Origin of the sequence: Gillisia sp. JM1 (genome assembly GCF_000424645.1) — a bacterium.
Lineage (GTDB): Bacteria > Bacteroidota > Bacteroidia > Flavobacteriales > Flavobacteriaceae > Gillisia.
In genome coordinates this window covers 810,940-834,451 of the sequence record NZ_KE384219.1, presented here as the reverse complement: position 1 = coordinate 834,451, position 23,512 = coordinate 810,940, and the positions used below count along the sequence as shown (strand labels likewise).

Annotated in this window: 20 protein-coding genes and 1 tRNA gene; 17 read left to right on the top strand and 4 right to left on the bottom strand. The window is 36.5% G+C overall.

All coding sequences use genetic code 11. The annotated features are described in order from the left end of the window. Window positions 1-4 precede the first annotated feature (4 nt). Window positions 5-769 (bottom strand): alpha/beta fold hydrolase, encoded by a 765-nt coding sequence (locus H033_RS0118165; protein WP_026839573.1) that lies wholly within the window; start codon window positions 767-769, stop codon window positions 5-7. 291 nt (window positions 770-1,060) lie between these two features. Between H033_RS0118165 and mraZ the strand changes: the two genes are divergently transcribed. From mraZ to H033_RS0118075, 17 genes are all read left to right on the top strand, one after another. Further along, entirely contained in the window at window positions 1,061-1,528 is a 468-nt protein-coding gene (mraZ, locus tag H033_RS0118160) for a division/cell wall cluster transcriptional repressor MraZ (protein ID WP_026839572.1), read from the top strand. Next, a complete protein-coding gene (rsmH, locus tag H033_RS0118155) occupies window positions 1,515-2,411 on the top strand; it encodes a 16S rRNA (cytosine(1402)-N(4))-methyltransferase RsmH (RefSeq protein WP_026839571.1) in 897 nt (298 codons plus the stop codon). The genes mraZ and rsmH overlap by 14 nt, the downstream gene beginning before the upstream one ends. A gap of 39 nt (window positions 2,412-2,450) precedes the next feature. Further along, window positions 2,451-2,768: an FtsL-like putative cell division protein gene (locus tag H033_RS0118150; protein WP_026839570.1), complete on the top strand. Its 318-nt coding sequence runs from the start codon at window positions 2,451-2,453 to the stop codon at window positions 2,766-2,768. A gap of 8 nt (window positions 2,769-2,776) precedes the next feature. Further along, complete coding sequence (locus H033_RS0118145) at window positions 2,777-4,783, top strand: penicillin-binding protein (RefSeq protein ID WP_026839569.1); 2,007 nt, start codon at window positions 2,777-2,779, stop codon at window positions 4,781-4,783. Further along, a complete protein-coding gene (locus H033_RS0118140; protein WP_026839568.1) occupies window positions 4,780-6,243 on the top strand; it encodes a UDP-N-acetylmuramoyl-L-alanyl-D-glutamate--2,6-diaminopimelate ligase in 1,464 nt (487 codons plus the stop codon). The genes H033_RS0118145 and H033_RS0118140 overlap by 4 nt, the downstream gene beginning before the upstream one ends. 38 nt (window positions 6,244-6,281) lie before the next feature. Then, window positions 6,282-7,517, top strand: a complete 1,236-nt coding sequence (mraY, locus tag H033_RS0118135; protein WP_026839567.1) for a phospho-N-acetylmuramoyl-pentapeptide-transferase — start codon at window positions 6,282-6,284, stop codon at window positions 7,515-7,517. Between the two features lie 18 nt (window positions 7,518-7,535). Further along, window positions 7,536-8,879: a UDP-N-acetylmuramoyl-L-alanine--D-glutamate ligase gene (murD, locus tag H033_RS0118130; protein ID WP_026839566.1), complete on the top strand. Its 1,344-nt coding sequence runs from the start codon at window positions 7,536-7,538 to the stop codon at window positions 8,877-8,879. A 23-nt stretch (window positions 8,880-8,902) separates the two neighbouring features. Further along, window positions 8,903-10,114: an FtsW/RodA/SpoVE family cell cycle protein gene (locus H033_RS0118125; protein ID WP_026839565.1), complete on the top strand. Its 1,212-nt coding sequence runs from the start codon at window positions 8,903-8,905 to the stop codon at window positions 10,112-10,114. Next, window positions 10,111-11,205, top strand: a complete 1,095-nt coding sequence (gene murG / locus H033_RS0118120; RefSeq protein WP_026839564.1) for an undecaprenyldiphospho-muramoylpentapeptide beta-N-acetylglucosaminyltransferase — start codon at window positions 10,111-10,113, stop codon at window positions 11,203-11,205. The genes H033_RS0118125 and murG overlap by 4 nt, the downstream gene beginning before the upstream one ends. 13 nt (window positions 11,206-11,218) lie before the next feature. Further along, window positions 11,219-12,574, top strand: coding sequence for a UDP-N-acetylmuramate--L-alanine ligase (gene murC / locus H033_RS0118115; protein ID WP_026839563.1), 1,356 nt, complete (start codon window positions 11,219-11,221; stop codon window positions 12,572-12,574). Further along, a complete protein-coding gene (locus H033_RS0118110; RefSeq protein ID WP_026839562.1) occupies window positions 12,564-13,280 on the top strand; it encodes a cell division protein FtsQ/DivIB in 717 nt (238 codons plus the stop codon). The genes murC and H033_RS0118110 overlap by 11 nt, the downstream gene beginning before the upstream one ends. Window positions 13,281-13,283: 3 nt before the next feature. Then, complete coding sequence (ftsA, locus tag H033_RS0118105; protein ID WP_026839561.1) at window positions 13,284-14,627, top strand: cell division protein FtsA; 1,344 nt, start codon at window positions 13,284-13,286, stop codon at window positions 14,625-14,627. A gap of 27 nt (window positions 14,628-14,654) precedes the next feature. Further along, the gene (gene ftsZ, locus H033_RS0118100) at window positions 14,655-16,625 is read left to right on the top strand and encodes a cell division protein FtsZ (protein ID WP_026839560.1); all 1,971 of its coding nucleotides are present in this window, start codon (window positions 14,655-14,657) and stop codon (window positions 16,623-16,625) included. Window positions 16,626-16,715: 90 nt separating this feature from the next. Continuing rightward, window positions 16,716-17,165, top strand: coding sequence for a GatB/YqeY domain-containing protein (locus H033_RS0118095; RefSeq protein WP_026839559.1), 450 nt, complete (start codon window positions 16,716-16,718; stop codon window positions 17,163-17,165). Window positions 17,166-17,294: 129 nt separating this feature from the next. Then, window positions 17,295-17,843 carry a GIY-YIG nuclease family protein gene (locus tag H033_RS22230; protein ID WP_231367659.1) on the top strand — a complete coding sequence of 183 codons (549 nt, stop codon included), beginning with the start codon at window positions 17,295-17,297 and terminating at the stop codon, window positions 17,841-17,843. Next, window positions 17,821-17,894: transfer RNA gene (locus H033_RS0118080), tRNA-Arg, on the top strand. Before H033_RS22230 ends, H033_RS0118080 begins: the two co-directional genes overlap by 23 nt. A 170-nt stretch (window positions 17,895-18,064) precedes the next feature. After that, window positions 18,065-18,742 (top strand): class I SAM-dependent methyltransferase, encoded by a 678-nt coding sequence (locus tag H033_RS0118075; RefSeq protein ID WP_026839558.1) that lies wholly within the window; start codon window positions 18,065-18,067, stop codon window positions 18,740-18,742. Between the two features lie 73 nt (window positions 18,743-18,815). Here H033_RS0118075 and H033_RS0118070 read toward each other — a convergent pair whose 3' ends face one another. The 3 genes from H033_RS0118070 to H033_RS0118060 all read right to left on the bottom strand — a co-directional run bounded on the left by H033_RS0118070 (window position 18,816) and on the right by H033_RS0118060 (window position 23,471). Continuing rightward, window positions 18,816-20,018: a sensor histidine kinase gene (locus tag H033_RS0118070; protein WP_026839557.1), complete on the bottom strand. Its 1,203-nt coding sequence runs from the start codon at window positions 20,016-20,018 to the stop codon at window positions 18,816-18,818. Window positions 20,019-20,180: 162 nt separating this feature from the next. Beyond that, complete coding sequence (uvrA, locus tag H033_RS0118065) at window positions 20,181-22,718, bottom strand: excinuclease ABC subunit UvrA (RefSeq protein ID WP_026839556.1); 2,538 nt, start codon at window positions 22,716-22,718, stop codon at window positions 20,181-20,183. A 534-nt stretch (window positions 22,719-23,252) separates the two neighbouring features. Continuing rightward, entirely contained in the window at window positions 23,253-23,471 is a 219-nt protein-coding gene (locus tag H033_RS0118060) for a hypothetical protein (protein ID WP_026839555.1), read from the bottom strand. Window positions 23,472-23,512: the final 41 nt, after the last annotated feature.

Below are 23,512 nucleotides of genomic sequence, written 5' to 3'. Positions count from 1 at the left end.
AATCTTAGAAAGATCTCTTTTGAAGCCATTCAAATAATAGCTCATTAAAAGTGTCTGGATGTTCCATCATCGCTGCATGCCCACATTCATCTATCCAATAAAGGTCAGAATCTGGTAGTAACTTATTAAAGTCTATTGCAACATCTGGAGGAGTTACGTTGTCATTTCTACCCCAAATAATACAGGTTGGCGTGCGCATTTTTGGAAGATCCTTGGCCATATTATGGCGAATTGCGCTTTTAGCAATGGCTAATGTTTTTACCAGTTTGTTTCTGTCGCCAACAGTATAATAAACTTCGTCTACAATTTCTTTAGTGGCAACTTCAGGATCATAGAAAACGTTTTGCGCTTTCTTTTTGATAAATTCATAATCCCCACGTCTAGGATAACTTTCACCCATTGCATTTTCATAAAGACCAGAACTTCCAGTAATAACTAAACCTTTTACTAATTCAGGATACATCTTTGTGCAAAGAAGGGCGATATGACCGCCTAGAGAATTCCCAAGAAGGATTACTTCAGAATACCCCTTGAATTCAATAAAATCTTTGAGATATTTAGCAAAGGTTCCTACGCTTGTCTTTAATAGAGACATATTGTAAAGAGGCAATTCTGGAATTAGAATCTTATAGCCTCTTTCCGGGAAATAATTCACAACGCCACCAAAGTTACTAAGGCCACCCATGAGTCCGTGTAAAATTACTATTGGTGTTCCTTCCCCTTTTTCTAGGTAAGTAAACTTTCCTTCTTGCTGTAAATCGTGTTCCATGAATGCCATTTGCAATTAGCAATCGCAAATATAGCGATTTCAGTACAAGTATAATCATTTTTACTTAATACACAGCTTTATTGCGCAATGCATTTATGCTTTAAAAACACAAATATTTGCTATTAAAATTCGCCTAAAATCGCATGAAAAAACCAAGAGTCTGAGACATAATGAACTAGCTCTATTTAGAAGTGTTTCAGCACAATAGGTGGAAAAACTTATCAACAAAGTGGTAGAAAGTGGTAAAATGTGGTAATAATTTCAATATATTTGACTCTATAAAGTTATTGAGTGGTAAATCTAATTGGAACATATGAATGTAAAGTAGACGCTAAAGGGCGTCTTATGGTTCCGGCAGCTTTAAAAAAGCAGCTGACACCGGTTTTGCAGGAAGGTTTTGTTCTGAAAAGATCTGTTTTTCAGCCTTGTTTGGAATTATATCCGATGGAGGAATGGAATGAAATGATGAAAAAGATCAATAGTTTAAACCGATTCAAGAAAAAGAATAATGACTTTATACGAAGATTTACAGCTGGTGTTAAAACGGTGGAAGTAGATGCAAATGGACGTTTATTGATTCCTAAAGATCTTTTTGGCTTCGCCGAAATGGATAAGGAGATCGTTCTTTCTTCTGCAATTAACATTATTGAGATTTGGGATAAAGATAAATATGAAAATACCATAGGTGCTGATGCCGAAGATTTTGCAGATCTGGCTGAAGAAGTTATGGATAACGATGAATTTAATGGAATATCATAATCCTGTCTTACTAAAAGAATCTGTGGATGGTTTAAATATTAAGCCAGACGGAATATATGTAGATGTGACTTTTGGTGGTGGCGGACATTCCCGAGAGATATTGAGTAGACTTGGGGAAAAAGGAAAATTATTTGCTTTTGATCAAGATGAAGATGCTTTAGAAAATGCTATAGACGATCCTCGCTTTACGTTAATAAATGAGAATTTTAGATTTATAAAGCGCTTTTTGAGATTCCACGGAATTAAAAAAGTAGATGGAATTCTTGGAGATTTTGGTGTTTCTTCTCATCAGTTCAATGTTGCAGAGCGTGGTTTTTCAACCAGATTCGAGGCAAAGCTGGATATGAGGATGAGTCAGAAAAGCAGTTTGAGCGCTTTTGAAGTGATCAACGACTACGATCATGGACAGCTTAAAAAATTATTCTTTGAATATGCCGATCTAAGAAATGCTTCAAAAATAGCTGCAGAAATAATTAAGGCTAGAGAAGTTGCTCCAATTGAGAGTGGCGATCAATTAAAAGAAGTACTAAAGCCTTTCCTTTTTAAGGAAAAGGAACATAAAATATTAGCTCAGATCTATCAGGCAATTCGCATAGAGGTAAATCAAGAGATAGAAGTTCTTAAGGAATTTTTATTACAAACCGAGGAGTTGTTGGATAAAGGAGGGAGAGTAAGTCTTATTTCCTATCACTCTTTAGAAGATAGATTGGTAAAAAGATATATAAGAAGTGGGCTTTTTGAAGGGGAGCCTGAAAAAGATTTTTACGGGAATATATCTGTTCCGTTCAAAAAAGTAAAAGGCTTAATAGTTCCTTCTGCAGATGAGATCTATAAAAACAATAGGGCTCGTAGCGCAAAATTAAGAATAGCAGTAAAGTTATAATGCTGATTAATTTCAGAAGAAATTTATAGCAAGACAGGGATGAACAAGGGGATGTATAACATATTGAAAGCAAATTTCTTAATTAGCAATGATGCTGTTAAGAACTGGCGATTTATTGTGTTCTGTACAATTCTTGCAATTATCATGATCGCCAGTTCGCATAGTGCCGAACGCAAGGTTCATAATATAGCTAGGCTAAATACTGAAGTGCGGGAGATGCGTAGCGAATTTGTTGATATGCGTTCTGCCTTAATGAAACTTAAAATGGAATCTACCATTACCAATAAAATGGCTGCAAGAGGAGTAAAACCTTCGGAAACGCCACCCTATAAAATAAAAATTAACATAACAGACTAAGTAAACCTTTGGCAACTAACGAAAAGCACATATTAAACCGATTGTACTTTGTAGCGGGATGTATGTTCCTCTTTGCGGCGGCGGTAGCTGTGCAGTTGCTTAATATTCAGTTTGTAGAAGGAGATAAATATAAGCAGCTATCTGAAGAGAGAACTTTAAAGAATTTCACCATTCCAGCAAATCGTGGAAATTTATATGATGCTAATGGGAATTTATTGGCTACTTCCATACCTAACTACGATATACGATTTGATGCGGTTACGGTATCCGATAAAAATTTTGAAGAAAATATAGCGCCTCTTTCTAAAGAGCTCTATAAAATGTTTGGTAAAAGTGCTACCTATTGGTCGCTAACACTTCGAACCGCAAGAGTTAATAAGCAGCGTTATTTTTTGATCGCAAGAAACTTAGGCTATTCAGATTATATGAAAGTAAAGAGTTTCCCTCTTTTTAAGCTTGGCACTTATAAAGGTGGAATGATCGTAGAGCAAAGAACTGTGCGGGAGCACCCACTGGGAGAAATGGCTGCGAGAACGGTTGGTTACGAGCGAAAGGACAAGGATGGATATTATACAAGAGTAGGTTTAGAAGGGGCTTTTGGGCCATTTCTGGAAGGAACCGATGGGCATAGATTAAAACAAAAAATCGCGAAAGGGCAATGGAAACCAATAAGTGATAATAATGAAGTAGAGCCAAAAGACGGGTATGATGTAATTTCTACTATAGATGTAAATATTCAAGATATAGCGCATCACGCGTTATTGGCTCAGTTAGAGAAGTATGAAGCAGATCATGGAACTGTGGTGGTTATGGAAACCAAGACGGGTGAGATCAAAGCGATCTCGAATCTTGGAAGAACCTCTGCAGGCACCTATTTTGAAAAGTTAAATTATGCAGTTGGAGAAACACATGAGCCGGGTTCTACATTTAAATTAATGGCATTGGTTGTTGCTTTAGAAGATAAGGTGATAGATACCAGTACGATTGTAGACACCGAAAATGGGATTATGAGTGTGCGTGGTTATAAGGTAAGGGATTCTCATCGTGGAGGATATGGTAAAATATCTGCAGCTAAAGCTTTTGAGGTTTCTTCTAATGTTGGTGTGGTAAAACTTATTTATGATAATTATAAGGACAATCCACAAAAATTTATTGATGGCCTAAATAGAATGCACTTAAATGAAAAATTAGGGATTTCTATAAAAGGAGAAGGTGAGCCATATATTCCGAAACCAGGTGATAAAAAATGGTCTGGTCTTTCTTTGCCTTGGATGGCGTACGGATATGGGAGTATTCAAATAACACCTCTGCAAACCTTAGCTTTTTATAATGCGATCGCTAATAATGGTGTTTTGGTAAAACCTCGTTTTATAAAGGAAATACGAGAATGGGATAAGGTGATCGAGAAAAATGAATTAACAATAATAGATCCTTCGATCTGTTCTCAAGAAACGGTAAATAAGGTAAAAGCAATGATGGAGAATGTAGTGGTGCGAGGTACCGCTAAAAGTTTATACTCTCCTAATTTCTCTATGGCCGGTAAAACAGGAACTGCACAAACCGAATATTGGATGGAGGGTTGGAATTCCAATCCTAGATATATTTCTTCTTTTGTAGGTTATTTTCCTGCGGATAATCCAAAATACACAAGCATAGTTGTAATACACAAGCCTAATAGCAAAATTGGTATTTACGGGGCAGATGTTAGCGGACCTGTCTTTAAAAGAATTGCTCAAAAAATATATACTGATACTCCTATTGAAGATGAATTGGAATCATTGAATATCGAAAATGATAAGATCTCAAGAGACTTTGAAAAATATTATGCAGCAGCGCAAAGCACTAAAAAGTTAATGCCAAATGTTGTTGGAATGCCTGCAATGGATGCTCTTTCATTATTAGAAAACTTGGGTTTATCTGTTAGAATAGACGGGAAAGGAAAGGTTAAAAATCAATCTATTCCTGCAGGACAAAAAATTAAAAATAATCAACAAGTAGCACTTAGTTTAAGTTGAAGATATTAAAAGACATATTATATAAAGTTCCTATGGAAGCCGTAATTGGCAACACTGGGTTAACTGTTAGTTCCATTCATTTTGATTCTAGAAAAGTAGAATTTAATGATGTGTTTGTTGCTGTAAAGGGAACTGTTTCAGATGGGCATCAATTTATAACTACCGCAGTTAATCAAGGAGCATTAGCTGTGATATGTCAGGAAATGCCGAAGCAAATTGTAAATGGAGTTACTTATGTGCAGGTTGCAAATTCTCAAAGAGCCTTGGCTATTATGGCGGCTAATTATTACGATTCGCCTTCAGAAAATTTAAAATTAGTAGGAGTTACAGGTACTAACGGTAAAACAACAGTTGCTACCTTATTATATCATTTGTTCAGCAAAGCAGGCTTTAAAGTTGGATTGCTTTCTACTGTGAATATCATGGTGGGAGAAAAAACCTATGCTGCGTCTCATACAACTCCAGATTCATTGACCATTAATTCATATTTGAAATTAATGAATGACGAAGGGGTAGAATATTGCTTTATGGAAATGAGTTCTCACGGGATTGCGCAGGATAGAACTACCGGTCTGAAGTTTGCTGGCGGAATTTTCACAAATCTGTCACACGATCATTTAGATTATCATAAAACATTCGCAGAATATCGAGATGTAAAAAAACTGTTTTTCGATCAGTTACCTGCATCAGCTTTTGCTTTGATAAATGCAGATGATAAAAATGGAGCTGTAATGCTTCAGAACACAAAAGCTGAAAAGCAAACCTATGCATTAAAAACCTATGCAGATTTTAATGCAAAGATCTTGGAAAATCAATTCAGCGGATTGTTGCTGAAGATAAATGGAGATGAAGTTTGGACCAAGTTGATTGGGAATTTTAATGCCTACAACATTCTTGCAATCTATGCAGCTGGGAGTTTATTAGGATTAAAAAAACTGGAAAACTTAAGACTTATAAGTGAATTGAATTCTGTAAGTGGAAGATTTCAGTATGTAGTTTCCGATAAAAAGATTACCGCCATTGTGGATTATGCACATACTCCAGATGCATTAAAAAATGTATTGGAAACCATTAATGCTATTCGCACAAAGAACGAAGAGTTGATCACAGTAGTTGGCTGCGGAGGAGATCGTGACAAAACAAAAAGACCAAAAATGGGAAATATTGCTGCGTCACTAAGTACCAAAGTGATATTTACCAGTGATAATCCAAGAACTGAAAACCCTGAAGAAATATTGAAAGATGTAGAAGAAGGTGTAGACGCGTTGGATTTTAAGAAAACAATGACGGTGGTAAACAGAAATCAGGCGATTAAGACCGCTTGTCAATTAGCAAATCCAAATGATATTATTCTAATTGCAGGAAAGGGTCATGAAACTTATCAAGAAGTAAACGGCGTACGATCTGATTTTGATGATTATAAAATTGTAAACGAATATTTGAGTCAACTAGAAAAATAGTAATTCTCTGCTAGTAGCAAGGGGTTAGAAGAAAAGATATGTTATACTATTTGTTTGATTTTTTAGATAAGCAATACCAGATTCCTGGTGCAGGTCTGTTTGAATTTATTTCATTCCGTTCTGCAATGGCTATTATCTTGTCATTGGCGATATCTACCATATATGGAAAAAAGATCATCAATTATCTTTTGAAAAAACAGGTAGGAGAAAGTGTGCGGGATCTTGGTTTAAAAGGGCAGAGTGAAAAAGCGGGAACGCCTACTATGGGAGGATTAATTATAATTATCTCCACACTTATCCCGGTCTTGTTATTTGCTAAACTCAACAACATCTATGTTATTTTATTAATAGTGACTACTCTTTGGATGGGAACTATTGGTTTTATAGACGATTATATAAAAACATTTAAAAAAGACAAAGAAGGTTTAAAAGGGGTTTTCAAGGTGCTAGGGCAAGTTGGCCTTGGGCTTATTGTTGGAGGGACTATGTATCTGCACCCAGCAATTACAATTAAGGAAGATGTTAATGTCCCTGCCTTTAATATTGAAAAAGTTGAAACTAACGAGCAGGAAATTACCTCTGGAGTTGAAGAGAAATCTACTACTACAACTATTCCATTTGTAAAGAATAATGAATTCGATTATGCAAGTTTAATCAGTTGGATTAATCCATCATTAGTGAACTATGCTTGGTTAATTTTTATTCCGATTGTGATTTTCATAGTGACCGCCGTTTCCAATGGAGCCAATTTAACAGACGGAATAGATGGTCTTGCAGCGGGTTCTTCTGCAATTATAGTACTTACTCTGGGAATTTTTGCATGGGTATCTGGTAACATCATATTTTCAGATTATCTCAATATCATGTATATCCCACGATCTGGGGAGATGACCATATTTATAACCGCTTTTGCAGGATCCTTAGTTGGTTTCTTATGGTACAACACTTATCCGGCTCAGGTTTTTATGGGAGATACAGGAAGTTTAACAATTGGAGGAATTATCGCTGTAATTGCCATTGCAACGAGAAAAGAGTTATTGATCCCGATTTTATGCGGAATATTTCTTTTAGAAAACCTTTCCGTAGTTATGCAGGTTGGCTGGTTTAAGATCACCAAAAGAAAATATGGAGAAGGAAGAAGGATATTTCTAATGTCCCCATTGCATCATCATTATCAGAAAAAAGGCTTACATGAAAGTAAGATCGTAGTTCGATTTTGGATCGTTGGGATTTTCCTTGCGATCGTAACCATTATTACATTAAAAGTTAGATAAATTGATATTAAATACAATATGAGCAAAAACAAAAAAATAGCAATTCTTGGAGGTGGAGAAAGCGGTGTAGGTACTGCGATTCTTGCGCTTAAGCAGGGCTATGATGTTTTTGTTTCAGACTTTGGAAAAATAAAAGATAAGTATAAAGCTGAACTTGAAAAACTAGGAGTTTCTTGGGAAGAAGCCGGGCATACCGAAGCTAAGATCATGGATGCTTCAGTAGTTATGAAAAGTCCCGGAATACCAGATAATGCAGCTTTGGTTATAAAGATTAAAGAGCATGGAATACCTGTGATTTCTGAAATTGAATTTGCTGCTGAATATACTTCAGCAAAAATAATAGGCATTACTGGTAGTAACGGAAAAACCACCATTACCAAATGGATCTATCATATTCTGAAGAATGCGGGATTGAACGTATCTATGGCTGGAAATGTAGGTGATAGTTTTGCAAAACAAGTCGCGGGTAATCCTGTAGATTATTTCGTATTGGAGCTGAGTAGTTTTCAGTTGGACGGAATAGTAGATTTTAGACCAGATATCGCAGTTCTTGCTAATATCACTCCAGATCATTTGGATAGATATAATTACAATTTAGATGAATATGTAGCATCAAAATTTCGAATCTCCAAAAATCAGACTGAAGATGATTTCTTTATTTATGATGCTGATGACGAAATAATTTCAAAATGGCTTAAAGCCAATTCAGTAAAAGCTCAAATGATTCCTTTTTCACTTCAGAAGAAATTAGAAATGGGAGCATATTTAGAATATAACAACATTAAAATAAACCTCAACAACACCCAATTTATTATGCCAAATTCCGCATTAGCACTAGAAGGTAAACACAATATTAAGAATGCCATGGCTGCCTCCACGGTTTCTCAATTATTAAGAATTAGAAAAGAGACCATTCGCGCAAGTATGGAGAATTTTCAAGGAGTAGAACACCGCTTGGAAAAAGTACTTAAGATCAATAATGTATTGTATGTGAACGATTCTAAGGCAACAAATACCAATGCTACTTACTATGCTTTGGAAAGCATGGAAAGTGAAACGGTTTGGATCGTTGGAGGAGTAGACAAGGGAAATGTGTATTCAGAATTGTTGCCTTTGGTAAATGAAAAGGTAAAAGCAATTATTTGTTTAGGAGTAGATAATTCTAAGATATTTGAAGCATTTGGAAATTGTGTAGACACCATTGTAGAAACACATTCTATGAAAGAAGCTGTTGGAATGGCGTATAAATTTGCTGAAAGAGGAAATACGGTTTTGCTTTCTCCTGCCTGTGCAAGTTTCGATCTATTCGAAAACTATGAGGATAGAGGGAGACAGTTTAAGGATTCTGTAAGAAATTTATAATAAATAATAAGAGATAGATCTGAATGAACAACTTGTTTTCAAATATAAAGGGTGATAAAGTTATTTGGGCTACCACGGCTTTGCTGGCGATATTTTCGTTTTTGCCAGTGTATAGCGCGAGTAGTAACCTAGCCTATTTATATGGAGATGGAAGTACAAGTAGCTATTTAGTAGTTCATTTTTTTCATCTTGTTTTAGGATTTTGTGTGTTGTTTGCAATCCATAAAATACCTTATCATTATTTCAAAGGTCTTTCAATACTAATGTTACCAGTTGTGGTGGTATTATTAGTATACACAATTTTTCAGGGAACAACAATAGATGGGGCATATGCCAGTAGATGGATTCAGATTCCGGTGGTGGGAGTTACTTTTCAATCCTCTACACTAGCGGCGGTGGTTCTAATGATCTATGTTGCAAGATATCTTTCTAGAATCACTGAAAAGGACGTGACTTTTAAGGAGACTATTCTTCCGTTATGGATGCCGGTGTTTGTGGTTCTAGCTCTTATTTTACCAGCTAACTTTTCTACCACAGCGATCATTTTTACAATGGTGATCATGTTGGTTTACCTTGGTGGTTATCCCTTAAAATATTTAGGAATCATAGTAGGAGCAGGTTTATTATTGCTTACTATGTTCATATTAACAGCAAAAGCATTTCCAGGATTATTACCAAACAGGGTAGATACCTGGGCAAGTAGGATAGAGAATTTTACTAATGATGAGGATACAGAGGCAGATTATCAAATAGAGAGAGCAAAGATTGCAATTGCCACAGGGGGCATTGCAGGTGAGGGAATTGGGAAAAGTATCCAAAGGAACTTTTTACCTCAGTCCTCTTCAGATTTTATCTATGCCATTATAGTTGAAGAAATGGGATTAATTGGCGGCTTTGGAGTGATGGCGGCTTATTTATTGCTGTTGTTCAGAATAGTGATTGTGGCAACAAAGGCCAATACAATTTTCGGGATGCTATTGGTTATTGGGGTTGGATTGCCTATTGTCTTCCAAGCCATGGTAAACATGGCGGTTGCGGTAGAATTATTCCCGGTAACAGGACAAACATTGCCTCTTGTAAGTAGTGGAGGGACATCAATTTGGATGACTTGCCTTGCATTGGGGATTGTGTTGAGCGTAAGTGCTAAAAGGGAAGAAGAGATAAAATTATCTGAAGAATCTGATAGAGAAAGAGAAGAAGAAAATCCTTTGGACATTTTAAGCGAAGCGATATGAAGAAGCAATTAAAAGTAATAATATCTGGAGGAGGAACAGGAGGACATATTTATCCTGCGATCTCTATTGCAAATGAAATTAAAAGACGTTATCCATCTGCTGAGATTCTTTTCGTGGGAGCAAAAGATAGAATGGAAATGGATAAAGTACCGCAAGCTGGTTATAAAATTGAAGGACTTTGGATTTCTGGAATCGATAGAAGTTTAACCAAAAGGAATTTAAGCTTTCCGTTTAAGGTAATTAGTAGTCTTTGGGAGTCTAGAAAGATCCTCAAAAAATTTAAACCAGATGTGGTTATTGGAACCGGTGGTTTTGCAAGTGGGCCTTTGCTGAAAGTTGCAAATTTTATGAATATTCCCACTTTAATTCAGGAGCAAAATTCCTATCCAGGAATAACAAATAGGCTTCTGGGTAAGAATGCAGATGCTATTTGTACTGCGTATGATAATCTGGAAAGTTATTTTCCATTAGAAAAAACAATTAAAACAGGGAATCCTGTAAGACAGGATATTCTGAATATTAAAGATAAAAGAGAAGAAGCGCAGTTGTTCTTTAATTTGAAAAATGACCGAAAAACGTTATTGGTTTTAGGTGGCAGTTTGGGAGCAAGAAGAATAAACCAGTTAATGGAAGCCTTTGCAGCTATTTTTGAAAAAAAGAAGATCCAACTGATCTGGCAAACTGGTTCTTTGTATTACGAGGAGTATAAGAAATACGATAGCGAGTATGTGCAAACCCATGCTTATTTAAGTAGAATGGATCTCGCTTATGCTGCTGCCGATGTAATTGTTTCTCGTGCAGGGGCAATTAGCGTTTCAGAATTATGTATCGTTGGAAAACCGGTATTATTTATCCCGTCTCCCAATGTTGCTGAAAACCATCAGGCGAAAAATGCTTTGACGGTGGCAAATGAAGGAGCATCCTATGTGTTGGATGAAAAAGATTTGGCGAAGGATTTTTCTGAAACTATTATGTTGATCTTAGAATCTGAAAAAGTGCAAAAAAATCTTTCAGAAAATATTAAAAAATTGGCTTTACCGGGAGCAACAGTTGCGATAGTAGATGTCATGGAAAAAATAATAAAGACTTAGGAAGTATAAATTAATGGATCATTTTAAAAACATAGAAAATCTTTATTTTATCGGCATCGGCGGAATAGGAATGAGCGCGTTAGCGAGATATTTCAATTCTCTTGGCAAGCAAGTTGCCGGCTACGATAAAACTTCTACTGTTCTAACAAGAGCATTAGAAGAAGAAGGGATTCAGGTTTTTTATAAAGATGAAATTGAGGTGATTCCAGATAACTTCAGAAATACTGAAAATACCTTAATTGTTTATACTCCCGCAATTCCTAAGGATAGCAAGCAACATAATTATTTTATTCAGAAAGAATTTCAGCTCAAAAAGCGAGCAGTAGTTTTGGGTATGATCACTCAAGGAGTATTCACCTTGGCAGTGGCAGGAACACATGGTAAAACTACTACAACTGCTATTTTAGGACATTTATTAAAGGAAACTGGCGCTAAAGTCACTGCTTTTCTTGGCGGGATAAGTGAAGATATTCAGAGTAACCTTATTCTTAAGGGGAATGAAGTGATGGTTGTGGAGGCAGATGAATTTGACAGATCATTTTTGAATTTATCTCCAAATATTGCCGCGATCACTTCCATGGATGCCGATCACTTAGATATTTACGGATCTCCAGAAAAATTAATTGAATCTTTTAATGATTTCGCAGCTTTAATACCGGAGAACGGTACTCTTTTTGTAAAGAATGGACTGCCACTTAAAGGTGGCACTATTGGAATTGAAGATAACGCAGATTATTCTGCTAAAAATATTACAGTAAAGAACGGAACTTATCATTTCGATCTGATTACCCCGACACAAGTTATAGAAGGTTTGAGGTTTAGCCTCCCGGGCAAACACAATTTATTAAATGCTATAACTGCTCTGGCGATTGCCATTCATTATGGATCCCCAACCAATGAACTCGCCAGAGCATTATATAGTTTTAAAGGTGTGAACCGTCGATTTACGTATAGATTGAAAACTGCAGATCGTGTTTTAATAGACGATTATGCACATCATCCGGCAGAAATTGCCGCCGTGCACCAAGCTGTTAGAGAAATGCATCCCGGTAAAAAGGTGATAGCAGTATTTCAGCCGCACTTATTTAGTCGAACTAAAGATTTCGCCGATGATTTTGCGGAAAGCTTAAGTAAGTTCGATGAGGTAAGATTATTAGATATTTATCCTGCGAGGGAACTTCCAATGGAAGGGGTTACTTCTGAATGGTTATTGAATAAAATTAAGAATCAGAATAAAAAATTAATAGGGAAAGATCAAATTATAAACGAGTTAAATATTTCGGAAAGTCATGTAATTGTTATGATGGGCGCAGGAGATATTGGAGAAGAGATCATTAAAGTTGAAAAATATTTTAAGAATGAAAATTAACTTCAATTACATAAAAGGCATTTTATTATTGGTCTTGATCGTCTTCTTTTATGGTTTTGCCGAAAAGAGAAATAATAATAGGAAATTGGAAAAAATTGAAGTACAATTCACCCAATCTGAAAACCTATATGTGTCCGAAGAATCGGTTAATAAATTGTTAATACAAAATAACATAGAGGTCTCAAGTATAGGTAAAGAAACTTTAGATTTGAATAGGGTAGAAGTTCTTTTGAACAAACACGAGATGATAGAAAATGCAGAAGTGTTTCTAAGCTTAGATGGAATTTTAAAAACCAAAATAAGTCAACGCCGCCCTATCGGTAGAGTTTTGGGGAATAATGGGTTTTATTTAGATAGATTAGGCAAAAAGATGCCGCTTTCTGAAAGTTATTCTGCCAGAGTTCCGGTTCTTGTTAATATGAAGGAAAAGGATATTGTAGATGCCTTTCCGATAGTAGATTATATTAACAATGACCAATTTTTGACTGAACATATTACGTCTGTCACTCTTTTGAATGGTGGATATTATCAAATAGAATTAAGACAAACAAATTTCAATATTTTCTTCGGAAAAGTGGACCGAATAGAAGAGAAATTCAACAATTTTAAAGCCTTTTATAAAAAAGGACTTAAAGACGATTTATTAAATACTTACAAAATGGTGGATCTACAATTTGGAAATCAGGTTGTTTGCACTAAAAAATAAGGGATGGAACACAACGAAATTGCAGTAGGGCTGGATATTGGAACCACGAAGATCGTGGCCATGATTGGGCGGAAGAATGAGTACGGAAAAATGGAGATCATCGGGATTGGAAAATCTAAGAGTTTAGGTGTCCACCGTGGGGTTGTGAATAATATAACCCAAACTATTCAATCAATTCAACAAGCGATACAAGAAGCAGAAGCAGATTCAGGATTAAAAATAGAAGAAGTAGTAGTTGGGATTGCAGGACAGCATATTAGAAGCTTACAACACAGCGATTATATCACCCGTCCAAATCCAGATGAGGTAATAGATAGCGACGATATTTATACACTTTGCAACCAGGTTCATAAACTGGTAATGTTACCGGGAGAAGAGATTATCCATGTCTTGCCACAGGAATTTAAAGTAGACGGGCAGGCAGAGATCAAGGAGCCAATAGGAATGTATGGAGGAAGGTTGGAAGCTAATTTTCATGTAGTTGTTGGTCAGGTTTCTTCTATTAGAAATATTGGGCGTTGCGTGAAAAGTGCCGGTTTGGAACTTTCAGCAGTAACCTTAGAGCCCTTAGCATCTGCAAATGCAGTGTTGAGTCAGGAAGAAAAAGAAGCTGGAGTAGCACTTATCGATATAGGAGGTGGAACAACAGATCTTGCCATTTTTAAAGATGGAATTATTCGTCATACAGCGGTGATCCCATTTGGTGGAAATGTAATTACAGAGGATATTAAAGAAGGCTGTTCTATAATAGAAAAGCAGGCAGAATTATTAAAGATCAAGTTTGGATCGGCTTGGCCTGGAGAAAATAAGGATAACGAGATTGTTTCTATTCCGGGGTTACGCGGAAGAGAGCCAAAAGAGATCACCCTTAAAAACCTTTCTAAGATCATCCATGCACGTGTAGTAGAAATTATAGAGCAAGTATATCTTGAAATTAAGAACTACGGACACGAGGAGCAGAAGAAAAAACTAATAGCCGGAATGGTAATTACCGGTGGTGGTGCACAGTTGAAGCATTTAAAGCAACTGGCAGAATATATTACCGGAATGGATACCAGAATTGGATATCCTAATGAGCATTTGGCAGGAGATAGTGATACAGAAACTACGAGTCCGCTTTATGCAACTGCAGTAGGTTTGGTATTGAATAGCTTAGAGCAAAAGAATGCTAAGTTTCAAAACCAGGCGGGTACGGTAGAACAAGAAGTAATTGTAGAAGAAGGAACACATTCCTTTAATACAGATGAAGAGGATGAACCTACTTCAGCAAATTCAAAAACGACTAAAAAGAGTGTTTTTGATAAATGGGCTGAAAAGTTCAAAGATTTTTTAGACAACGCAGAATAAGAATATAGAACCAGTAAAAAAGGATTTATGAGCAGTACAGAATTCGGAAATATTTCATTCGATTTACCCAAAAATCAATCCAACGTGATCAAGGTTATTGGAGTAGGAGGGGGTGGTAGCAATGCCATCAATCACATGTTTCAACAAGGAATCAAGGGAGTTGATTTTATTATTTGTAATACAGATTCCCAGGCCTTGGAAAATAGCACGGTTCCCAATAAAATTCAGTTAGGTGTTCACTTAACAGAAGGTTTAGGAGCTGGCGCAGACCCAAAAGTGGGTGAAAACGCCGCTATAGAAAGTAGTGAGGAAATCAAACGCATGCTTGGTACCAATACAAAAATGGTATTTATTACCGCCGGTATGGGTGGAGGAACTGGAACAGGAGCTGCGCCTGTGATTGCCAAACAAGCCAAAGAAATGGATATTCTTACAGTGGGGATCGTAACTATTCCTTTTCAGTTTGAGGGGAAGATGCGAAATGAACAGGCTCAACTGGGAGTAGAAAACCTACGAAGACATGTAGATTCTCTAATTGTTATAAATAATAATAAACTCAGAGAGGTTTATGGGAACCTTGGCTTTAAAGCTGGATTCTCTAAAGCCGATGAAGTTTTAGCAACTGCTTCCAGAGGAATTGCAGAAGTTATTACTCATCACTATACACAAAACATCGATTTACGTGATGCTAAAACGGTTCTTAGTAATAGTGGTACTGCTATTATGGGGTCGGCATTTGCATCTGGAGCAAGTAGAGCAAACGATGCGATCATCAAAGCTTTAGATTCTCCGTTGTTAAATGACAACAAGATTAAAGGTGCTCAAAATGTGTTGTTATTGATCGTTTCTGGTTCTGAAGAGATCACTATTGATGAAATAGGAGAGATCAACGATCACATTCAAAATGAAGCTGGACATAGTGCCAATATCATTATGGGAGTTGGTGAAGATGAAAGTTTAGAAGATGCAATCGCAGTAACAATTATTGCCACGGGTTTTAATGTAGAGCAGCAAAATGAAATTGTTAATACCGAAACAAAGAGAATCATCCACACTTTAGAGGATGAGCAAAAAGCTGTTCACAATTTTGATCAGAATAAATTTCAAAGACCTGCTTTTACTGAAGAAGAACCAGTAGAAGAAAAAGAGCAAAAGATCGTTCATACGTTAGGAGAAGAAGATATCTCTAAGACTCAAGAAGTAAAAGAAGATCTTCGCACCCCTCCAAGTGCCAGAAATATGGATGTGGATTACGAGGAAGTGTCTTATAAGGAAGATGATTTTATAATAACAGACACCTCAGCGAAAATAAATAAACTGGAGAAGCAGGAAAAAGAAAAGTTAGAAGATGATGCTGAAGATCAGTTCATGTTCACTTTTGACTTCCCTATTAATCCAAATCAAGGGCAGGAAAAAGAGGAACCTGAGACTAGAGAAAAGCCTCAGGGAACTTTTGAAGCAGAAAAGCCAAAAAACCAACGAATTATCCATGATCTTAATGATGAGACCAAGGATATGGAAGTGAACGAGCCAATTGAGATCATTCCTGTAACCGAAAATTCTTCAACTGGAGAAAAGCGTTATAGTCTGGATGATTATATGGAAGTGGAGCAAATGCTGAAAAAGTCGAAACATGTTCAGAAAAAAGTAGAAGAGGAAGAGCATGTAGTTTTTGAGAAGAAGACTGTGGCTCCCGAACCTGAAAAGAAGAAAATATCAGACCATGATAACGATCCTTTTGACAATCCTATTTCTGAAGGCTTAATAGAAAGAGCTGCAGAAAGAAGGGCAAAAATGAAGGAATTTAACTATAAGTTTAGAAGTAACGCCGCTCAAATAGATGAAATTGAAAAGCAACCAGCATATAAGCGTGCAGGCATAGATCTTGAAAATTCCCGAAAGGAAGAAGAGAAGCTTTCCAGAACAACTTTGGGAGGTGATAATGACGATCTTAAGTTTAGAAGTAACAATTCGTTTCTACACGATAACGTAGACTAAGCTTAAATTTACCCCAACAATTAACCTGAAATTCCTCCACGAATTTCAGGTTTTATTTTTATATTCGCAGTCTTAATTAATACACTTTATATGAGTTTACAAGAACAGGTAATGACCGAATTGAAAGCTGCAATGCGTGCTAAAGACGCGGTTAAATTAGAAGCTCTTCGTGCCATAAAAAGTGGAATATTATTGGCGCGAACCGAGAATGGTTCTAAAGAAGAAATTTCTGAAGAGGAGGAGTTGAAGTTGCTTCAGAAATTAGTAAAACAACGCAAGGAAAGCGCGGCTATTTATAAGGAACAAAATAGAGAAGATCTGGCACAACCAGAATTGGATCAAGCTGCAGTGATCGAGCAATTTTTGCCAGCTCAGTTAAGCGAAGCAGAAATAGAGCAGAAAATAAAAGACATCATAGCTAAATCTGGTGCTTCAGGAATGAAGGATATGGGAAAAGTAATGGGAATGGCTTCTGGTGAATTAGCAGGAAAAGCTGATGGGAAGACTATTTCGATGATTGTTAAGAGAGAATTACAGTAAGCAATTAACAATAAGCAATTAACAATAAACAATAAACAATGATCATTGCTTATTGTTTATTGTTAATTGAATTGGCCGCGTGCCCGCCCGAACGTGCCTTATCGTAAGGGCGGGGCGCAGAATAAGACGATGTTTTTAGTTTATATTATATATAGTTCAAAATTTGATCGTTATTATATTGGGATGACTGAGAATGTTAATCGACGTTTACTAGAACATAATAACGGGAAAAACATATCTACTAAGGCATTTGTACCTTGGGATATTGTTAATATTGAGACATTTGATTCTAGATTTGCAGCTAGAGTAAGAGAGAAATACTTGAAATCTGCCGCTGGGAGAAGATGGAGAAAATTAAATATTAGGCCGCGTGCCCGCCCGAACGTGCCTTATCGTACGGGCGGGGCGCAGAATAAGACGATGTTTTTAGTTTATATTATATATAGTTCAAAATTTGATCGTTATTATGTTGGGATGACTGAGAATGTTAATCGACGTTTATTGGAACATAATAGCGGGAAAAACATATCTACTAAGGCATTTGTACCTTGGGATATTGTTAATATTGAGACATTTGATTCTAGATTTGCAGCTAGAGTAAGAGAGAAATACTTGAAATCGACCGCTGGGAGAAGATGGAGAAAGTTAAATATTAGGCCGCGTGGCGCAACTGAATAGCGCATCAGATTTCGGCTCTGAGGGTTGGGGGTTTGAATCCCTTCGCGGTCACAAAAAAAGCTCACCATTTGGTGAGCTTTTTTGTTTAAATGAGATTTAAGCCAGCTAAAAGATCGAATATTTTTTCAGTTTCACTATATAAGATATAACAAATAACTTGTGCGTTTATATTAATACATATAATTATGCTTTTATAGTTTGTATTGACCAATAGCGTGTTTATGAAGAAAAAAGAAAATGGTTCTAAAATAATAAAAAAGCCTTGGCCCACGAAAGATGCTATGGAGCAGGTTTACGAAATGAAACTTTGGGGTGACAACAAATCTGATTTTTATTCAGGTTTAGGGTCTCATGATCCCAAGATAATAGATCCATATATAGATGTTTTGATGAAATTTTTAACATCTTTTAAAAATCCTCTAAAGGTATGTGATCTAGGTTGTGGGGATTTTAATGTAGGAAAAGAATTGGTTAAGCATACTAAGAAGTATGTTGCGGTGGATATAGTGACAAACCTTATAGAATATGATAAAGAAAAATTTAAAGCAGAAAATTTAGAATTTCATTGTTTGGATATCGCAGTAGATGATCTGCCTGCTGGGGATTGTGTGATTTTAAGACAAGTACTGCAACATTTATCAAATGCTGAAATACAAAGCCTAGTTAGTAAGTTGACTGATTATAAATATGTTATTTTAACTGAACATTTACCGGAAGGAGACTTTGTACCCAATAAGGATATAATTTCAGGACAAGGAATTAGACTAAAAAAACGAAGTGGTATAAACTTATTAGCTGCACCATTTAATTTAAAGGTAAAAGAAGAAAAACAGTTATTGTCTGTTGTTTTAAATGATTGTAAAGGGGTTATTGTAACTACGATTTATAAGATTTTTTAAACTACAATTTGATGTCTAAAATATAACTTTTTGTAATATGCCCGCTATTTAAAATATCCGATATTGACACTCGCTATTTTTCAAATGTAAATATGAACCTGGCTCCTTTTGTTGGTTCTGACTCTACTTTTATGGAGCCACCACTATTTTCTATTACTTTTTTTACTGTTGCTAAACCTATTCCGTTACCTTTTATACCAAACCTATCTTCGTTACCAATAACTTTAAAAATTTCAAAAATCTTTTCCTGATTTTCTAAAGCTATTCCTAATCCATTATCTTGAACATAAAACTCGTAATGAGTGGCTGATTCTGACACCCCAATTTCAATTTCTACATTTTTCTTATCGTTATATTTGATCGAATTAGTAATAAGATTTATCAAAACTTGCTCCAGAGCAGCTCTATTCATTTCGATATTAGTAATTGAAGACTCTAATTTAAGTGTCAAATTGTGCTCATAAACAAAAAGACCAGTAAGCTCATCTAACAAACTGTTGAGATTTATCTGTGATTTATTTTCTTTTAATACATTCTCGTATCTACTGTAATCTAGTAATCCGTCAATAAGTTTTTTTAAGTTTTCACTTGATTTTGCGATTAAACTGAGCATTTCCTTTCCCTCATTATCAACCTGAGAATTATAATTTTCAGAAAGTAGTTGTGACAACCCGATAATGCCATTTAGTGGAGATTTAAGGTCATGCGCAGCGACAAATGCAAACCGCTCTAACTCTAAATTTTTTTCTTCTAAATCTGCAGAAGCTTTTTCTAAAGTTAATTTAGTTTTTCTTAGATTTAAAATGTTCATCACCTGACGTCCTAAGGCTCTCAAAGATTGGAGTTGACTTTGACTCAACAATCTTGGTTTGTGGTCAATCACGCACAAAGTCCCAAGAGGAAGGCCATTGTCGCTGATTAAAGGAACACCTGCATAAAATACTAACGATGGATCGCTGGTTACCAAAGGATTATCATGAAATCGTTCATCTATTCTGGCATCTTGAACAGTGAATATATTTTTTGGATCATTTATAGCATGAGCACAAAAGGCATATTCTTTTGGTGTTTCTGTTACGTCTAAGCCATGATGAGATTTAAACCATTGACGCTTGTTGTCAATTAAGCTAATTAAAGAAATTTCAGTTCCACATATACCTGCTGCAATAGCAGTTATATCATCATAATCAGTTTCTGAAAGGGTGTCAAGTATAGAATATGATACTAAATCCTTTAATCTCTCTCTTTCTTTCTCGTGTTCTTCTGGTTTTAACATTTCTTCATATTTAACGATTGTCAAGGGGCTTAGTAAAATCAAGTAGCTAAACTAGGAACTGTTTTTTAGTTTCTAGATGTAACTTTTGAGTTCATAATTTTTATCTTGTTTTATCTTCGTTGAATAGAAATACATTTTAATATCATAAACCGATTTTACTAATTAAGGGTGACCATTTAATGTTCTCATTAAATAAATTGCTGTTTTACTTTGTTTATTTTTTGCGACCTTTTCCGGCGTTCCTGCTGCTACTACTTTTCCGCCTTCTTCTCCAGCTCCGGGACCTATATCAATAATCCAATCACTTCCAGCCACAACCTGCATATCATGTTCTACCACAATTACAGTGTTGCCGGCATCAACTAATCTTGCTAACTGAAGTTGTAATTTTTCTACATCAGCTGGATGCAAGCCCGTAGTTGGTTCGTCTAAAATATAAAGTGTATTCCCTCGGCTCAGACGTTGGAGTTCTTTTGCAAGCTTTATACGCTGCGCTTCTCCACCGGACAGTTCAGTTGCCGGCTGGCCTAAACGTAAATAGCCCAAACCTACTTCCTGCAATACTTTAAGGGGGCGACTTACTCGGTCTTCTTTCTCAAAAAATTCCGTTGCTTCATTTACGGTCATGTCAAGAACCTGGGCAATATTTTTTTCATGATAAGTTACTTCCAAAGTTTCGTCATTATATCGAGTACCGCCACAAACAGAACAGGGAGCATAGACACTTGGTAGAAATAAGAGTTCAACCATTACAAAGCCTTCGCCTTCGCAATTAGGACAACGACCCTTTCCAACATTAAATGAAAATCGACCGGCATTATAATGACGCGATTTAGCTAATTTTGTTGAGGCAAATAATTTTCGCACCACATCAAACAAACCCGTGTAGGTAGCAAGGTTGGAACGTGGTGTTCTTCCAATTGGTTTCTGATTGACCACGACCATACGCTTTATGTCTTCTGAACCTGCGGTAATTTTACCACCTAGCGTAGCTACAACGTCTTGTTGCAAGGCATCTTCCGATTCTTCTTCTGGAGAATCTCCGTTTCCTAATTGGGTGGACATTAATTCTACTAATACCTGGCTGATCAAACTGCTTTTACCCGAACCAGACACACCTGTAACACTGGTTAGCACACCCAAAGGTAAGGATACCTCAAGATTAATTAAATTGTTTCTGGTAACTCCGCTCAATTTCAGCCATCCAGTGGGCGTCCGGGGTGGTGACTTTTTAAAAGGCAGATCATTAAAAAGATATTCTCTGGTTTTAGATCGTGGAATATTTTTTAAATCTTTCGGTGGACCACTGTACAAAATTTCTCCGCCACCTTCGCCAGCATCCGGACCTACATCTACTATCCAGTCGGCATGGCGAATCACATCCAACTCATGCTCAACTACAAAAAGTGAATTACCGGTAGCTTTTAATCTATCCAAAGTTTTGAGTAAAGCTTCTGTATCAGCGGGATGCAATCCTGCGGAAGGCTCGTCCAATACATATACCACCCCAAATAAATTACTCCGTACCTGAGTGGCAAGTCTTAAACGCTGATGTTCGCCAGGAGAAAGAGTAGGTGTGCTGCGCTCCAAGGATAAGTAGCCAAGCCCTAATTCCAATAAAACACTTACTCTCGCAACAAGATCTTCGGCAATCCTTTGTGCCACCATTGCTTTCTCCTGCTGTTGTTTGAATTTAGCCAAACCCGGCGCCGAACCATCGCTATAAGGAGAGAAAATAGTAAGCAACTTCTTAATAGGCAGCCTCGAAATGTCGGCAATATCATAACCAGCAAAAGTCACCGAAAGAGATTCGCGACCCAAGCGTTTACCATTGCAGGTAGGACATTCGCTGCTTAGCATGTATTGCGACACGCGTTTTTTCATCAAAGCACTTTGCGTATTTGCAAAGGTGCGCAGTACATTTCTTTTTGCACCCGTAAAAGTGCCCATGTAGCTTGGTTCATTCTTACTTTTAATGGCAACCTGTACCGCGTCCCTTTCTAAGCCTGGGTATACTGGCACCTGTGGTTGTTCGTTTGTAAATAAGATCCAGTCGCGTTCTTTTTTAGGGAGATCTTTCCACGGAACATCAATATCGTAACCTAATGTGATTAAAATGTTACGAAGATTTTGTCCCTGCCAACCAGTGGGCCAGGCAGCTATGGCTTTTTCCCGAATGCTAAGGCTATCATCGGGTACCATACTTTTTTCTGTTACCTGATATACTCTACCAAGTCCATGGCACTGAGGGCAGGCTCCTTCTGGTGTGTTTGTTGAAAATGAATCAGCATATAAAAGAGGTTGTCCCTCTGGATAATCGCCCGCGCGGGAATACAACATGCGCAACAAGTTAGACAATGTGGTCACTGAGCCGACCGAGGATCGGGTAGTTCCTGAACCTCGTTGCTGCTGTAAAGCAACCGCCGGAGGCAGACCTTCGATCTCGTCTACTTCAGGTATTGGCATTTGATGAAAAAGTCGCCTTGCATAGGGCGACACAGATTCGAGATATCTTCGCTGAGCTTCGGCATACAAGGTGCCAAAAGCAAGTGATGATTTGCCCGACCCAGAAACCCCAGTAAATACTACCAAAGCATCGCGAGGAATTTCCAGAGATACATTTTTAAGATTATTTTGCCGGGCTCCACGTACAGCAACGAAGCCTTCTTTTTGCTTCTTAATTTCATTTGGTTGTTCCATAACTAGGAATAAACCAAAAAATATACCAAGAACCTATTGAAATAGCTTTAAAACTGAGACTTTTGGTTAAGTTTAACGCTCAATTATATCCAAACAGTTCAAAATCTAGTTGAGACTTTCTTTATATATGCTATGTCTTATAATAAATGTCCGATTGGGTTTCAGCTAAGGGTCTTGGTCAAAGAAAATAGCATGGACTGGTAGGATCAGATAGTAATATTTATAAGAAATTTCGGCTTAGTTATTTTTTATTTAGCCTTTAAAATATCACTTTTAACCAGAATGCTGGCTATTGGCGATAACAGATTTTAAGCTAAGTTTTTTATGTAATTCTCTAACTTTGTAATGTTTTCCAAATTTTGACCAAAATCTATTATAGTCAATGGGAAAATTGGTTTGCTTATAATCTCATATTTGAATCCGTTCTTATCTTTTTGAGATATAATAACTAGCTTATGTCCTCAAGACTTTCCGTTAAATTGAATATTGATATTAATAAATTTAACTTTTTTATTATAGTCAACCTTTGAATAATTATTGTTTTTCAACTGAATTAAAAATACTTTCTGGATCTAAGTCAGAATAAAGTTCTCTTTTATATTGTACCTCATAATCTGGGTTTTCAATTCCGTGCTTTTTTGTAACATTCTTAACTCGATATATATGAAAAGTAACTATAACTATTGTCACACCAATTCCAAAAACCAATATTCTAATTACTAGATTATTTATAGTCATCTCTCTAGATGACAACAAGCCAGAGTTATCATTAGTGTCAAATAGATTAAAGCTAC

Coding starts and splice junctions, on each gene's coding strand:
- H033_RS0118165 (WP_026839573.1), bottom strand. CDS start 769: ATGGAACACGATTTACAGCAAGAAGGAAAGTTTACTTACCTAGAAAAA.
- rsmH (WP_026839571.1), top strand. CDS start 1,515: ATGGAATATCATAATCCTGTCTTACTAAAAGAATCTGTGGATGGTTTA.
- H033_RS0118150 (WP_026839570.1), top strand. CDS start 2,451: ATGAACAAGGGGATGTATAACATATTGAAAGCAAATTTCTTAATTAGC.
- mraY (WP_026839567.1), top strand. CDS start 6,282: ATGTTATACTATTTGTTTGATTTTTTAGATAAGCAATACCAGATTCCT.
- murD (WP_026839566.1), top strand. CDS start 7,536: ATGAGCAAAAACAAAAAAATAGCAATTCTTGGAGGTGGAGAAAGCGGT.
- H033_RS0118125 (WP_026839565.1), top strand. CDS start 8,903: ATGAACAACTTGTTTTCAAATATAAAGGGTGATAAAGTTATTTGGGCT.
- murG (WP_026839564.1), top strand. CDS start 10,111: ATGAAGAAGCAATTAAAAGTAATAATATCTGGAGGAGGAACAGGAGGA.
- murC (WP_026839563.1), top strand. CDS start 11,219: ATGGATCATTTTAAAAACATAGAAAATCTTTATTTTATCGGCATCGGC.
- H033_RS0118110 (WP_026839562.1), top strand. CDS start 12,564: ATGAAAATTAACTTCAATTACATAAAAGGCATTTTATTATTGGTCTTG.
- ftsA (WP_026839561.1), top strand. CDS start 13,284: ATGGAACACAACGAAATTGCAGTAGGGCTGGATATTGGAACCACGAAG.
- ftsZ (WP_026839560.1), top strand. CDS start 14,655: ATGAGCAGTACAGAATTCGGAAATATTTCATTCGATTTACCCAAAAAT.
- H033_RS0118095 (WP_026839559.1), top strand. CDS start 16,716: ATGAGTTTACAAGAACAGGTAATGACCGAATTGAAAGCTGCAATGCGT.
- H033_RS22230 (WP_231367659.1), top strand. CDS start 17,295: ATGTTTTTAGTTTATATTATATATAGTTCAAAATTTGATCGTTATTAT.
- H033_RS0118075 (WP_026839558.1), top strand. CDS start 18,065: ATGAAGAAAAAAGAAAATGGTTCTAAAATAATAAAAAAGCCTTGGCCC.
- H033_RS0118070 (WP_026839557.1), bottom strand. CDS start 20,018: ATGTTAAAACCAGAAGAACACGAGAAAGAAAGAGAGAGATTAAAGGAT.
- uvrA (WP_026839556.1), bottom strand. CDS start 22,718: ATGGAACAACCAAATGAAATTAAGAAGCAAAAAGAAGGCTTCGTTGCT.